This window comes from Neoroseomonas eburnea, from assembly GCF_018129005.1.
Classification (GTDB): domain Bacteria; phylum Pseudomonadota; class Alphaproteobacteria; order Acetobacterales; family Acetobacteraceae; genus Neoroseomonas; species Neoroseomonas eburnea.
Genome location: NZ_JAAEDL010000002.1, coordinates 57,265 through 69,976, shown reverse-complemented (window position 1 = coordinate 69,976; position 12,712 = coordinate 57,265). Strand labels below are relative to the sequence as shown.

The following is a 12,712-nucleotide window of genomic DNA, read 5'->3' as shown; positions in this document are numbered from 1 at the left end:
ACCGGTCGAGGCGGAAGACTAGCACATGGAATGCCCTTTCATGCCAATGGCAGACCGCGCGGCGGCGGCGGCGCCGTCGTCGGCCGCCACGCGGTGCCAGGCCATGGCGCCGGGATCGACGGCGGCGGCACGCAGCAGCACCGCCTCGTTGGCGTCGGAGGCATCGCCGTGCCGGGCGGCGAGGCGTGCGCGCAGGATTTCGAGCGGCGCCTCGAGCCATATCCCGTCGAAGCGCACCCCTGCCGCGCGGGCCACCGCCTCGGCCTGCGCGCGGTGTCCGGGGTCGAGGAAGACGGCGTCGAGCACCACCGCCTGGCCGGCGGCGAGGGCGGTCGCCGCCATGGCGAACATCTCCGCGTGCACGGCGGCGCTGACGCCCTCGGCATAGGCCGCCGCCGGCAGGCGCGCTTCCGGCGCGACGCCGAAGCGGCGCTTGCGGATCTCGTCGCTGCGCAGCACCAGCGCGCCGGGGCAGCGGCCGAGCGCCGGCGCCAGCGCCCGCGCCAGGGTGGACTTGCCCGTCCCCTGCAGGCCGCCGACCGCGACGAGGCGCGTGGCGGCGGGCGCGAGATGCGCTTCCGCCGCCGTCAGCAGCACCGACCAGTCCCGCCCGCGCGTGCCTTCCACATGGGCGCGGATCATGGCGCGCAGCGAGAGCCAGAGCGGCAATCCGACCAGCAGCCCGGCGTCGCCACCGCGCGCGACGTAGCGGTTCAGCACGCGGTTCGCCGCCGCGCGGCCGAGCCGGAGGTCGAGGTCCATCAGCAGGAAAGCGAGGTCGTAGCCGACATCGATGCGCGCCAGCGCCTCGTCGAACTCCAGCGCGTCGAAGGGCGTCGGCCGGCCTTCCCACAGGCAGAAATTCCCCAGATGCAGGTCGCCATGGCAGCGCCGCACGAAGCCTGCCGCACCGCGCGCCGCGAGCGCCGGCGCGACGCGCGCGAGCTCGGCCCGCGCCGCCGCCGCCCAGGCCCGGACGCGGCCCGGGTCGAGCCCGGCGCGCAGGGCGGAGGGCACGTTGCCGTCGAGGATCGCGGCCATCGCCGCGGGCGGGTCGGTTTCCGCGCGCGGCGCCGCCGCATGCATCGCCGCGACCGCATCGGCCACCGCATCGAGCAGCCTGGGCGGCAGCCCCTCGCGCGCGGCGATCTCGTCGAGGAAATCACCCGCCGGCACGGGCGCCATGCGCAGCACCCATTCCACCGCCGGTCCGTCCCCGCCTTCCCGCAGGCGACCGTCCGGGCCGCGGGTGAGCGGCACCACGTCGCGATAGAGGCCTGGCGCATGGGGCTGGTTGAGTTCCAGCTCCCGCCGGCAGAAGCGTTCCCGTTCCGCCAGCGAGGTGAAGTCGAGGAAGCCGAGGGCGACCGCCTTCTTCATCTTCCAGGCGGTGTCGCGCCCGACATAGACGGCGGAGATGTGCGTCTCGACCGGCGCGGCGCCGGAGAGGCGGGCAAGCAGTTCCGCCGCCTCCCGCTGCGCCTGCGGGATGGTCACGGGTAGAGCGTCTCGATCCGCCAGCCTTCGCCGTCGCGGTGGAAGACGCGGCGCTCATGCAGGCGGAAGGGCATGTCGCGCCAGAGCTCGATGCGCTTCGGCAGGACGCGGAAGCCGGACCAGAAGGGCGGGCGGGGGATCTCGCCGATCGCAAACTTCACGCCGTATTCCGCCACCGCCTTTTCCAGCGCGAAGCGCGATTCCAGCGGGCGGGACTGCTTCGAGGCCCAGGCGCCGAGGCGCGAGGTCCGCGCGCGCGAGGCATAGTAGGCATCGGCCTCGGCGTCGGAGACGCGCTCGACCGGCCCTTCCACCCGCACGCTGCGCGCCAGGCTCTTCCAGTGGAAGCAGAGCGCGGCATGGGGATTGGCGGCCAGTTCCGCGCCCTTGCGGCTGTCGACATTGGTATAGAAGACGAAGCCCCGGGCATCGACGCCCTTCAGCAGCACCATGCGGGCGGAGGGCAGGCCCTGCGGCGTCGCCGTCGCCAGGCAGACGGCGTTGGCGTCGTTCGGTTCGCTTTTCGCGGCCTCCGCCATCCAGGCTTCGAAGATGGCGATCGGGTCGTCGGGGGTGGGGGTGGCGGCCATGCGGTGCTCCTGGGCTCCCGCCTGTATCGGCCTGCGGGCGGCCGCGGCAAGGGGGGCACCCTCCGACCGGCCGGGGCCGAAGCTCTTGCCCGGCGCTTCCTGCCATGGCACCACCCCCCCCATCCGATTCAACCACATGGGTTCCGCCAGTGATGAATGACGCCGCGCCAGAGCCCAGCATCGCCACGGGCACCCTCATGAAGGGCAAGCGCGGCCTTATCATGGGGGTCGCGAACGACCGCTCGATCGCCTGGGGCATCGCCCGCGCGGTCGCCGCCCAGGGCGCCGAGGTGGCCTTCACCTACCAGGGGGACGCGCTGGAGAAGCGCGTCCGCCCGCTGGCCGAGAGCATAGGCTCCTCCCTCCTCCTGCCCTGCGACGTGGCGGACGACGCCAGCATGGACGAGGCCTTCGCCGCGGTGGAGAAGGCCTGGGGCAAGCTGGACTTCCTGGTTCATGCCATCGGCTATGCCGACAAGCAGTTCCTGCGCGGGCGCTACCTCGACACGCCGCGCGCGGCCTTCCTGCAGGCCATGGACATCTCCTGCTTCTCCTTCGTGGCGGTCGGGCAGCGCGCGGCGGCGATGATGTCGGCCGGCGGGTCCCTGCTGACGCTGTCCTACCTGGGCGCGGAGCGCGTGACGCCGCACTACAATGTCATGGGCGTGGCCAAGGCGGCGCTGGAAGCCTCGGTCCGCTACATGGCGACCGACCTCGGCGACCGCGGCATCCGCGTGAACGCGATTTCCGCCGGCCCGATCAAGACGCTGGCGGCGAGCGGCATCGGGGATTTCCGCTACATCCTGAAGTGGAACCAGTACAATTCGCCGCTGCGCCGCAACGTGACGATCGATGAAGTGGGCGGGTCGGGCCTCTATCTGCTCTCCGACCTGTCGCAGGGCGTGACGGGTGAGGTGCACCACGTGGACAGCGGCTACCACATCGTCGGCATGAAGAACCCGGACGCGCCGGACATCACGACCGTCTGATGTCCGGCCACGGAGCGGTCATTCCGAGCGCCCTGATCATCACAGCATCCGTCGCGGTCGCCGCGGCGGTGGTGCTCGCGGCCCATGCGGCCCTGCTGCCGCTCGGCGCGTGGTTTCCAGACGAATACATCCAGTTCGCCCAGCATCAGCGGTTCGGCTGGCGCCAGGTGGCGGAACGGATGTTCGGCTGGAGCCCGCGCCCGATCTCCGAACTGCTGCTCTTCGGCTATTCGAGTGCGGTTGCCTGGCTGGACCGGCCGGGGGTCGCCTGGATCCTCGCCGCGACCTGGGCCGGCGGCATCGCCATCCTCCTGCTCGCCGGCCGGCTGGCCCGGATCGGCATTGTCCTGCCGCTGGCGATGGCCGCGGCGGTGCTGCTCGTCGCGCGACCGGGGGAGATGTGGTACTGGCCGGCGGCCGCCTTGGCCTATGTGCCGGCGCTGGCCGGCCTGTGCGCGGCGGCCGTCCTGCTGGCCGGCCCGCGGCGGGGCGGCAGGGTCGATGCCGCGATCTGCGCGTCCTTGCTGCTGGCTGCCGGGAGCGTGGAACTCGGCGCCATCGCGGCTCTCCTGCTGTGTGCCGGCCAGTTCCTGCGCCACGGCCTGGGGCGGTGGATTCCGCAGATTGCGCCGGAGCAGGGAGCCTGGGTCTGGATCCCGCCGCTGGCACTCGCCGGAGGCATCATGGTGGGCCTCGTGGCAAACCGCGTCGGTGCCGCGTTGGAGGTCTTCGCGCCCAGCGGCACGGTGGGCGAGACCTGGCTGAGCCTGGCCGCAGCGACCCGGCACCTCGCCGATATCCTGGGGGGGGTGCCTGCCGACCCTGACCTGCCCGCGGACCTGCGGTGGGGAATCCCGGTGAAGCTGGCGTTCCTCGCCGGGTTCTGGGCGCTGCTGCCGCCGGGGCCGGTTTCCATGTCGGCACGCCTTACCTGCCTGACCGGCGCTGCAGCCATGCTGGCGACCACCTTCGCCTCGATGGTCCTCGCGTACAGGCAGTTCGGCATGCTCTGCTGCGAGCGGCACGAAACCTTCCGCCAGGGACTGCTGGTGGTGGCCGCCATGCTGCTGGCGGCGAGCCTGGCGCGGCCGCCGGCTGCCTTCAGGCGCTCGGCGGCCATGCTGGCGCTGGCGGGGGCCTTCGCAGCGCTGTTCTGGATGCGTGTCCCGGCCCTGCGCCACGACCTCGCGCTGCGCCCGAGGGCCGCCGAGGTTCGCGCCGCGAACTGGGCCGCCGGCCGTGCCGCGACGGACAGCATGAGGTTCGTGGCCGAGCCGGCCGGCCGGATCACGCGCGGTTGGGCGCTGGAACCCGGGGTCTACCGGCGGGAGGACCGCAGCATGTCCCTGCCCCCCGGCATGACCTGGCACGCCTTCGCGGTCATGCTCTTCTTCGACAAGCTGGAGTTGCGGAGCCCGTGAGAGGCGGTTACGCAGGCGCCCTGATTCCATGACGCACAATACCTTCGGCCATCTCTTCCGTTTCACGAGCTGGGGCGAGAGCCACGGCCCCGCCATCGGCTGCGTGGTGGACGGGGTGCCGCCGCGCATCGCGCTGTCCGAGGCCGATATCCAGCCCTGGCTCGACAAGCGGCGCCCAGGCCAATCGAAATTCGTCACCCAGCGGCAGGAGCCGGACCAGGTCCGCATCCTCTCCGGCGTGTTCGACGGGCTGACCACCGGCACGCCGATCGCCCTGCACATCGAGAACACCGATCAGCGGTCGAAGGACTATTCCGAGATCGCCGAACGGTTCCGCCCCGGCCACGCCGACGTCACCTATGAGCTGAAATACGGCATCCGCGACTATCGCGGCGGCGGCCGGTCCTCGGCGCGGGAGACGGCGATGCGCGTCGCCGCGGGCGCGGTCGCGCGCAAGGTGCTGGGCCCCGATCTGCGCATCCGCGGCGCGCTGGTCTCGGTCGGTGGCGACTGGGTCGATCCGGCCGCCTGGGACTGGGCGGCGGTGGAGGAGAACGCCTTCTTCTGCCCCGACCGCGCCGCCGCCGCGCGGTGGGAGGAGAAGCTGCTGGATCTCCGCAAGTCCGGCAATTCCGTCGGCGCCGTGATCGAGGTGGTGGCGGAGGGCGCCCCCCCCGGCCTCGGCGCGCCGATCTACGGCAAGCTCGATGCCGACCTCGCTTCCGCGCTGATGTCCATCAACGCCGTGAAGGGTGTCGAGATCGGCGACGGCTTCGGCGCCGCCGGGCTGACCGGGGCGGAAAACGCCGATGAGATGCGCATGAACGCCGATGGCACGGTGGCCTTCCAGTCCAATCATGCCGGCGGGATTCTCGGCGGCATCAGCACCGGCCAGCCGATCGTCGCGCGCTTCGCGGTGAAGCCGACCTCCTCCATCCTGACGCCGCGCGCCTCGGTCGACCGCCAAGGGCGGGAGGTGGAGGTGCTGACCAAGGGCCGCCATGACCCCTGCGTCGGTATCCGCGCCGTCCCGGTCGGCGAGGCGATGGTGGCGATCGTGCTGGCCGACCACCTGCTGCGGCACCGGGCGCAGAATCCGGACGCGCCGAGCGTGGCGCGGCTGCCGAGGAACTGAGCGGGCGAGGGCGACGGGCGCCGTTCTGGCGTCCGCCTGTCGTTCAGGCCGAGACGGCCGTGCTGGCCGTGCTGCTGTCCCGCTGCTCCCCGTAGGCGGCGATGACCTGGCGGATGATCTGGTCGACCATTGCGCGCATGTCCGTGCCGTCCTGCGCGGAAGCGTCGCCGCTGCCCTGCTCCTGCGCGGCGAGCAGCGTGGCGAGCGCCTCATGGCCAAGCGGGCCTTGCGCGCCCGCCTCGCGCTGAGAGCGGCCGGCCTCGAGTTCCGCCTGGCTGACGGTGCCGTCGCCATCCGTGTCGAGGCTGTTGAAGAGCGACTGCACGGCATCGCTTTCCGAGGTCGCGGCAGCATTCGCCGAGCCCTCGGTAGAACTTGCCGCGCCGGCACCGCCCGGCGGGGGGCCACCCGGGGGCGGTCCCCCGGGCGGCGGCCCCATGGCCTTGAACTCATCGACCGATAGACCGCCGCTTCCGTCGGAATCGGCGCGCGCGAACATGCGTTCGCGCATCTGTTGCATCATGGCGGTGGCTGCGCTGCCGCCACTTGAGGAGATCTGCATGCTACCCCCTTGCGGTTCGCGCACGGCAGGATGCCGGACGCGGCCCCCTGCGGACCATGCGGCCCGGGCGGGCGAGGGGGGCAGCGCAGGAAACGTGCCAAAGCCGGCTCATGCCGCCGAGGCTTGCCGGTGACCTCATCGGCAGGGTTCAGCGGTCTGTCGCGCGGGGCTGGGGGGCAGCCGCGCGCGAAACACGCCGATACCGGGGCCGCCGCGAGGCTGGCCGGCATCAGGACTCCTCCCGCTTCGCCCGCTCCGCCTCGCGCAGGTAGTCCTCGGTGGTCTTGGCGACCGGCCTTTCAGGCCCGGCATAGGGATCGAACCCGCCCGCGGTCGCTTCCGCGATCCGGCAATCCTCGCAGAGGTCGAGGATCGCGAGCTTCTTCGCATCGGCGAACATCCAGTGCGCCGCGAGCTTCGCCCTGACCCGCGCGATCGAAGCCTTCGTCCCGAACAGCTTGCCGCAGCGCGGGCAGGCGGCGGGTTCCTCCTCCTTCACCACCTTGGGCGCTGCGGCTTCGGCGGCGAAGTTCAGGCGCGGTTCCAGCGTGATGACCTTCTCCGGGCAGGTGGCGGCGCAGAGGCCGCACTGCACGCAGGCATCCTCCAGGAAGCGGAGTTGCGGCGTTTCCGGGTTGGCGGAGAAGGCGGAGGTCGGGCAGACGCTGGTGCAGGCGAGGCAGAGCGTGCAGCCCGAGGCATCCACCCTGGCGATGCCGAAGGGGGCCAGCGCCGGCATCGCCACCGTCGCCGCCTCGGCGCCCGCTGCGCCACGCAGGGCGCGAAGCGTCTGCAGCGCCATCTCCCGCGGCGTGCCGATCGCCTGGTGGCTGGAAGGCGCGAAGCCGAAGGGCGCGTCGGGCAGGGCGGCGAGCGCCTCGCCCAAGGTGAAGGGGTCGTCCGTCTCGATCGCGGACGCGCGCGGCGTGGCGTGGCCGAGGCCCATCCCCTCCAGCGCCGCGTTCACATAGTCGATGTTGCGGAACACGCCGTCCGCGCCGTGCCTGCGTTTGCCCGGCAGCAGCACGCGCACCGCGCTCGCCCCCCAGGCGAAGGCGCCGGCGAGCAGCGAGAGGTCCAGCGCCGTCGGCTCGTTCACCCGCAGCGGCAGCACGCGCGCCGGCAGGCCATCCCCGTGGCGGCCGAGGGCGTCGAGCATCGGCTCGCCCTGCGCCTCGTCGTGGAACAACAGGACGGGCGCCTCGCCGCCCGCCGCGCGATAGGCGAGCAGCAGCGTGCGGATGCGCCGCGCCAAGGCGGCGGCCGGCGGCAGGGCGTAGGTGGCGGCGCCGGTCGGGCAGACCGCGGCGCAGGCGCCGCAGCCGGCGCAGATCTCCGCGCTGATGACGACCTGGTCCTTCTGCGGCCCGGTGCCCGGCGTGATGGCGCCGGTCGGGCAGAGGTCGAGGCAGCGCGTGCACCCGGTCCGCCTGTTCCGCGCATGCGCGCAGAGCGCGGCGTCGAAGGCGACGAAGCGCGGCTTGTCGAAGGTGCCGACCAGGTCGCCGGCGGCCCCGATGGCGCGCTCCACCGCTGCGGCATCGGCGGGGTCGGCGCGCAGGTAGCCCTGGCGGAGCTCATGCGTCGGAAACAGCGGTGTCCCGCCGGTCAGGTCCAGCACGATGTCGGCGCGGCTGACCGCGCCATCCTTGCCCGGCCCCCATTCGTAGCGCGCGCGGGAGGAGGGGCGCGGCATGGCGGCGCCATCCACCGCCACCTCGAAGGCGCCGAGCCATCCCGTCGCGGCGCGGGCGCGGCCCTTCATCACCGGGAAAGGCGCGGCGCGCGGCGGCGTGACATCCTCGGTGCCGGTCAGCAGCACGGTCAGGTCGAGCTTGTCCTGCAGCCGCGCGGCGACCTCCAGCGCCCGCGCGTCGCGGCCGAGCACCAGCGTGACGCCGCGGCTTTCCAGCGGCACCAGCGGCGTCGGCGGCATCGGCTCGGCGGCGGCGGCGATCAGTGCGGCCATCTTCGGCCCGGCGGCCTTGCCTTCGTCCGACCAGCCGGCGTGTTCGCGGATGTTGACGAAGGTGGGCGTCGCCGCCTGCGCCTCCTCGGCTTCCTGGGCGAAGAGCGGCGCCTGGGCGGTGCAGGCGACGGTCAGCGGGCGGCCGGTGGCGAGCGCCGCCATGAAGCGGTCCAGTTGCGCCTGGCAGAGCTGCTCGGCGGTGCGGAGCTCTGCGCGGCAGCCGCGCGCGATCGCGCGCTCGTCGAGGCGCATCGTGTCTTCGCAGCTGCACACCAGGGCAATGCGCCCGTCCGTTCCGCTCATCGACCGAACAACCCCCGAGGCGCCCCGCTGTGAAGTCCGGGGCCGGGCGCATATATGCCCCGATTGACGGAGTTGCGAGGGACGGAGACGCCGTGATGGAGGGCCTGCCCGACCTGCCGAGCGTGTTCACGCCGATCGTCGCCCTGCGCGAGGGTGGCGACGCCATGGCGCGCGCGGTGGCGATGGCGCCCGAACACGGCGCGGGAAGCCTCGCCTGGGTGCGGTCCTGGGCGCGGATCGAGGCGGCGGTGGTGCTCGAGCCCGAGCAGCCGCTCGCCGCCGCCCGCCCCGCGCTGCTGGCGGCGATGAGCGCCTTTGCCGACGCCGCCGGCGCCTTCGGCCCGCCCGAGGTGCCGCTGACCTTCGACTGGCCGGCGACGATTCGCGTGAATGGCGGCGTGGTCGGCGGCGCGCGGCTGGCCGCGCCGCCCGACTGCGCGGAGGATGCGGTGCCGGACTGGCTGGTGGTCGGCATTGAGATCCGCTTCGCCGATGTGGCGGATGCCGAGCCCGGGCGCGACCCCGGCCGCACCACGCTGTTCGAGGAAGGCTACAACGACACCAGCCCGGCCGAACTGACCGCCGCCTGGGCGCGCCACCTGATGGCGACGCTGGCGGACTGGCAGGCGCGCGGCGTCCGCGTGGTGGCGGAACGCTATCTCGCGCGGCTCGATCCGGCGGTGAGTGGCGGCGCAAGGCGCGGCATCGACCCGGCGAGCGGCGACCTGATCCTGCAGCGCGGTGAGCAGCAGCAGCGCCTGCCACTCGCCGAGGCGGTGGCGGCATGACGCGGCTGCTGCGCACCCTCCGGCTCGATCCATCGGACGCGCTGGTCTTCCCGGCCGCGGCAGAACCCGGCGAATGGGCCGTGCCCGGCGGCTTCTGCTTCTGGGACGAGGATCCGGCGAAGATGCCCGGCAAGCGCCGCCAGGCCTTCCGCGCGGGCTTCCTCGGCCTGTCTTCCTTCGGCTGGTCCACGCTGGTCGAGGTGGCGGAGGCGACGGCGGCGCAGCGGTCCGAAGCGGTCGCGCTGCTCGCCGCGCATCTGCGCGCGGCCTATGGCGCGCCGGACGAGGCCGCCGCCCGCGCCGCGGCGGAGGAGGAGGTCGCCTTCGCCGAATCCCTCTGCGAGCACCCGCCCGGCACGCTCGTCGCGCTGGCGCGCAGCCTGGAGGGCGGCGAGCAGCGCGAGCGCTTCCGCACCCTGCACGAGCGGCCGAAGGAGCACCGCAGCTTCCAGACGCTGCCGGTCTTCGCCGCCATCCCGGTGGAGGGCGAGGCGGAAGAGCCGATCCGGCCGGATCTCGCGCGCATGGCCCGCGCGGCGGAGGAACCGGCTGTCGGCGAGCCGCAGCGATCGGGGTCGAAGCGATGAGCGGGCTGCTTTCTCCCGGCGATTTCTGGGTCGCCTCGGGCCATCACCTTTGCGACGTGGTGGAGCACGGGCGGCTGGCGGCGACGCCGGATCTCTGGCGCGCCTTCCTCGCGCGGCCCGAATTGCTGCCGCCCGAGGAAGCCTGCGACGCCGAACGCGCGCTGCACGCCGCGCTGATGGAGGACCCGTCGCAGGCGGTGGCGCCGGTGCGCATCGAAGCCCTGGCCGATGCCGATGCGCGGGAGAATTTCGCCCACTTCCTGCGCTTCCGCGACCGCGTCGCCGCGCAGCCCTCGCTGGAGGCCGCCTGGCTTGCGCTCTACCGCGATGGCGTGACCGGCGTGCCGCCGATCCTGCTGCAGATGCTGACGCATCTCGTCGCGCGCGCGGCGCTGGAAGGGGAGGGGGATCCCTTCGCGCTGCGCGCCGGCGAATTGCTCTATCGCCCGCAGCGCGCCGCCATCCACCAGGGCGCGCTGCTGCTCGCCGACGAGGAAGTGGTCGAGATGCGCGGCCGCGACGGCGGCTTCGGTGCGCTCGGCCAGTTGCTGGTCGAGGCCGGCTCGCCGCCGCGCGAGGTCGAGCTCGACGTGCTCAACGAGGCGAACGGCCATCTCTACGCCGGCCGGTCCGACGCGCACGACTTCGCCCTCGACATCGCCGAGGGGCGCGACGGCCAGCACGGCCTGGCGCGCGCGCTGGAACGCTTCATCCGCCACATCTTCGCCGAGGAGGTCGCGATCCGCCCGGTGCCGGTGATCGAGGATGCCAACTGGACCTGGCACATCGGCCTGGATGCGGAGGCGACGGCCGTCGCCAACGACCTCTGGCACGGGAAGAAGGTGAAGCAGGACCGGCTCGCGCGCATCCTCTGGCTCGGCGTGCTGGAATTCCGCGATGCCTCGCGCGTCCTGCCGCGCGTCGCCGGCCGGCCGGTCTACCTCGCGCTGGCGATGGATGCGGCCAGTCGCGTGCGCATGAAGCCGCAGAACCTGGTCTCCGGCCTGCCGCTGGTGGCGAAGGAGGAAGCGGCATGACGCTGGAAGTCCCGGGCACCATCCGCATCCCCGTCGGCGTGGTCGCGGAACGCCGCCCCGGCGCGACGCCCTGGGCCGAGTTCGCCTGGAGCGCGCGCGACGTGCTCGAGGACCCGCCGCCGGTGGCCGCATGGACCGTGCTGCGGGAGGAAGCCGGCCGCACCCTGTTCTTCGCCGGCGCGGCCGAGGTCGCGCTGCACCCGACCGACACCGACAACTACATCCACAACCTGCAGCAGGACCCGCCGCGCATCTGGGTCGTGCTGCGCCCGGTCGAGGCCGCGCCCGGCTTCGCCCTGCAGGCCGTGACGGTGGATGCGGGGGAGGCGCAGCTCTACGCTGAATCGGGGGCCGACCTGCTCGAGGCGCTGCCGATGCCGCCCGCGCTGCGCGCGACGCTCGAAGCCTTCGTCGCCGAGCACCATCAGGTGCGCGAATTCCACAAGCGCAAGCGAGACCGCGCCGATACGGATTCGCTCGGCCGCCGGACGCGGGTGGAGGAGGCATGAGCGAGGAAGGCTTCCTGTCCCGCTGGTCGCGCCGCAAGCGCGCGGCGGAGGCCGGCCTGCCGGTCGCGGAACCGGAGGTGCAGCCTCCCGTCCCCGAGCCCGCTGCCCCTCCGCCACCCGTCGAGCCGGCATTCGACCCCGCCAGCCTGCCGCCGATCGAGGACCTCACCGCCGAGAGCGACTTCACGGCCTTCCTACGCAAGGAGGTGCCGGAGGCGATCAAGCGCGCCGCGCTGCGCAAGGCCTGGGCGATCGACCCGGCGATCCGCGATTTCGTCGGCCCGGCGGACTACGCCTGGGATTTCAACGCACCGGATGGCGTGCCCGGCTTCGCTTTGGAACTCGGCGGTGATGTCAGGCGCCTGCTGGCCCAGGCGATCGGGCTCGATCGCGACGAGGAGGCCGCCCGCCTGGCCGCGGTGAAAGCGGAGGGTGACGCGGTGAAAGCAGAGGGTGACGCGGCGAAGGCGGAAGGCCCGGCGCCTGCCGCGCCGGCCGTCGGGGCCTGCCCGGCCGCCATGGAGACCCCGGCCGAGGTGCCGCCTGCCCCGGCCCCCGCTGCCGCTCGGCGTCACGGCTCCGCCCTTCCAAGTTGAGAGCGGTTGTTGCGAATTATTCGCAACAACCGGCGATGGTTCCAATTCGCTGTCCCCCGATGCGTTTCCATAGTATTCTTGTAAAGAATTGAGGGAGTGGGAGACGACGCACGGCATGCCCGCCCGGGACGGCGCAGATATTGCGGTTGACCCGCAGACGATCGAGCGTGCGCGCCTTTTCGCCCTGCTGGGGCGGTTGCTGGTCGCGGCACCCGACGACGGCTTGCTGGCCGGCTTGCGGACCCTTCCCGGCGACCGCACCCCCCTCGGGGAGGCCTATGGCGCGCTCGCCGCGGCTGCCGCCGTTGCCGACTCGGTGTCGGTCGAGCGCGAATTCCACGACCTCTTCATCGGCCTCGGGCGCGGCGAGCTGCTGCCCTTCGCCTCCTACTACCTCACCGGATTCCTGCATGACCGGCCACTGGCCGAGTTGCGCGGCGACCTCGCCCGGCTCGGCCTCGAGCGCGCCTCCGGCGTCTCCGAGCCCGAGGATCATGCCGGCTCGGAATGCGAGGTCTATGCCGGGCTGCTTTCCGGCAGTTTCGAGGGCGGCGCGGCGGAGGCCGAGGCATTTTTCGAGAGGCACCTGCGGCCGTGGGCCGGCAGGTTCTTCGCGGATCTCGAGGCGGCGGAGATGGCGCGCTTCTACCGCGCCGTCGGCCGGCTCGGGCGTGTGACGATGGATATCGAGCAGGCGGCCCTGGGGCTGCCGGCCTAGGGCATGGCCGC

Annotated in this window: 13 protein-coding genes; 9 read left to right on the top strand and 4 right to left on the bottom strand. The window is 72.9% G+C overall.

Features of this window, described 5'->3' with window-relative positions:
• Positions 1–18 precede the first annotated feature (18 nt).
• Both GXW74_RS02660 and pdxH read right to left on the bottom strand, forming a co-directional pair.
• Positions 19–1,497, bottom strand: coding sequence for a bifunctional aminoglycoside phosphotransferase/ATP-binding protein (locus GXW74_RS02660; RefSeq protein WP_211844736.1), 1,479 nt, complete (start codon positions 1,495–1,497; stop codon positions 19–21).
• Positions 1,494–2,087: a pyridoxamine 5'-phosphate oxidase gene (gene pdxH / locus GXW74_RS02655; RefSeq protein ID WP_211844735.1), complete on the bottom strand. Its 594-nt coding sequence runs from the start codon at positions 2,085–2,087 to the stop codon at positions 1,494–1,496. The genes GXW74_RS02660 and pdxH overlap by 4 nt, the downstream gene beginning before the upstream one ends.
• A gap of 152 nt (positions 2,088–2,239) precedes the next feature.
• Between pdxH and fabI the strand changes: the two genes are divergently transcribed.
• Genes fabI through aroC form a run of 3 tightly spaced genes read left to right on the top strand, consistent with a single transcriptional unit; the run spans position 2,240 to position 5,632 of the window.
• Positions 2,240–3,076: an enoyl-ACP reductase FabI gene (gene fabI / locus GXW74_RS02650; protein ID WP_211844734.1), complete on the top strand. Its 837-nt coding sequence runs from the start codon at positions 2,240–2,242 to the stop codon at positions 3,074–3,076.
• Positions 3,076–4,497, top strand: coding sequence for a hypothetical protein (locus tag GXW74_RS02645; protein WP_211844733.1), 1,422 nt, complete (start codon positions 3,076–3,078; stop codon positions 4,495–4,497). The genes fabI and GXW74_RS02645 overlap by 1 nt, the downstream gene beginning before the upstream one ends.
• A 28-nt stretch (positions 4,498–4,525) precedes the next feature.
• Positions 4,526–5,632 (top strand): chorismate synthase, encoded by a 1,107-nt coding sequence (aroC, locus tag GXW74_RS02640; RefSeq protein WP_211844732.1) that lies wholly within the window; start codon positions 4,526–4,528, stop codon positions 5,630–5,632.
• 43 nt (positions 5,633–5,675) lie between these two features.
• Here the strand turns inward: aroC and GXW74_RS02635 are convergent, their stop codons facing one another.
• Both GXW74_RS02635 and GXW74_RS02630 read right to left on the bottom strand, forming a co-directional pair.
• Complete coding sequence (locus tag GXW74_RS02635) at positions 5,676–6,131, bottom strand: EF-hand domain-containing protein (protein ID WP_338148125.1); 456 nt, start codon at positions 6,129–6,131, stop codon at positions 5,676–5,678.
• 292 nt (positions 6,132–6,423) lie between these two features.
• On the bottom strand, positions 6,424–8,466 hold the full coding sequence (locus GXW74_RS02630; protein ID WP_211844730.1) for a 4Fe-4S dicluster domain-containing protein: 2,043 nt from the start codon (positions 8,464–8,466) through the stop codon (positions 6,424–6,426).
• A 95-nt stretch (positions 8,467–8,561) separates the two neighbouring features.
• Here GXW74_RS02630 and GXW74_RS02625 point away from each other — a divergent pair, with 95 nt between their 5' ends.
• The 6 genes from GXW74_RS02625 (at position 8,562) to GXW74_RS02600 (ending at position 12,701) form a co-directional block, all read left to right on the top strand.
• Positions 8,562–9,254, top strand: a complete 693-nt coding sequence (locus tag GXW74_RS02625) for a biotin/lipoate--protein ligase family protein (RefSeq protein WP_246522785.1) — start codon at positions 8,562–8,564, stop codon at positions 9,252–9,254.
• Complete coding sequence (locus GXW74_RS02620) at positions 9,251–9,841, top strand: DUF6505 family protein (RefSeq protein WP_211844728.1); 591 nt, start codon at positions 9,251–9,253, stop codon at positions 9,839–9,841. The genes GXW74_RS02625 and GXW74_RS02620 overlap by 4 nt, the downstream gene beginning before the upstream one ends.
• Complete coding sequence (locus tag GXW74_RS02615) at positions 9,838–10,878, top strand: DUF6352 family protein (protein ID WP_211844727.1); 1,041 nt, start codon at positions 9,838–9,840, stop codon at positions 10,876–10,878. The genes GXW74_RS02620 and GXW74_RS02615 overlap by 4 nt, the downstream gene beginning before the upstream one ends.
• Positions 10,875–11,387 carry a DUF3305 domain-containing protein gene (locus GXW74_RS02610; RefSeq protein ID WP_211844726.1) on the top strand — a complete coding sequence of 171 codons (513 nt, stop codon included), beginning with the start codon at positions 10,875–10,877 and terminating at the stop codon, positions 11,385–11,387. Before GXW74_RS02615 ends, GXW74_RS02610 begins: the two co-directional genes overlap by 4 nt.
• On the top strand, positions 11,384–11,983 hold the full coding sequence (locus GXW74_RS02605; protein ID WP_211844725.1) for a DUF3306 domain-containing protein: 600 nt from the start codon (positions 11,384–11,386) through the stop codon (positions 11,981–11,983). Before GXW74_RS02610 ends, GXW74_RS02605 begins: the two co-directional genes overlap by 4 nt.
• A gap of 115 nt (positions 11,984–12,098) precedes the next feature.
• Entirely contained in the window at positions 12,099–12,701 is a 603-nt protein-coding gene (locus tag GXW74_RS02600; RefSeq protein WP_211844724.1) for a TorD/DmsD family molecular chaperone, read from the top strand.
• Positions 12,702–12,712 lie beyond the last annotated feature (11 nt).

What these genes read in the sequence shown, in the direction of transcription:
- GXW74_RS02615 (WP_211844727.1), top strand. Translation starts at nt 9,838, where the DNA reads ATGAGCGGGCTGCTTTCTCCCGGCGATTTCTGGGTCGCCTCGGGCCAT.
- GXW74_RS02610 (WP_211844726.1), top strand. Translation starts at nt 10,875, where the DNA reads ATGACGCTGGAAGTCCCGGGCACCATCCGCATCCCCGTCGGCGTGGTC.
- GXW74_RS02625 (WP_246522785.1), top strand. Translation starts at nt 8,562, where the DNA reads ATGGAGGGCCTGCCCGACCTGCCGAGCGTGTTCACGCCGATCGTCGCC.
- GXW74_RS02635 (WP_338148125.1), bottom strand. Translation starts at nt 6,131, where the DNA reads ATGTTCGCGCGCGCCGATTCCGACGGAAGCGGCGGTCTATCGGTCGAT.
- GXW74_RS02645 (WP_211844733.1), top strand. Translation starts at nt 3,076, where the DNA reads ATGTCCGGCCACGGAGCGGTCATTCCGAGCGCCCTGATCATCACAGCA.
- GXW74_RS02605 (WP_211844725.1), top strand. Translation starts at nt 11,384, where the DNA reads ATGAGCGAGGAAGGCTTCCTGTCCCGCTGGTCGCGCCGCAAGCGCGCG.
- GXW74_RS02630 (WP_211844730.1), bottom strand. Translation starts at nt 8,466, where the DNA reads ATGAGCGGAACGGACGGGCGCATTGCCCTGGTGTGCAGCTGCGAAGAC.
- GXW74_RS02600 (WP_211844724.1), top strand. Translation starts at nt 12,099, where the DNA reads ATGCCCGCCCGGGACGGCGCAGATATTGCGGTTGACCCGCAGACGATC.
- fabI (WP_211844734.1), top strand. Translation starts at nt 2,240, where the DNA reads ATGAATGACGCCGCGCCAGAGCCCAGCATCGCCACGGGCACCCTCATG.
- GXW74_RS02620 (WP_211844728.1), top strand. Translation starts at nt 9,251, where the DNA reads ATGACGCGGCTGCTGCGCACCCTCCGGCTCGATCCATCGGACGCGCTG.
- aroC (WP_211844732.1), top strand. Translation starts at nt 4,526, where the DNA reads ATGACGCACAATACCTTCGGCCATCTCTTCCGTTTCACGAGCTGGGGC.
- pdxH (WP_211844735.1), bottom strand. Translation starts at nt 2,087, where the DNA reads ATGGCCGCCACCCCCACCCCCGACGACCCGATCGCCATCTTCGAAGCC.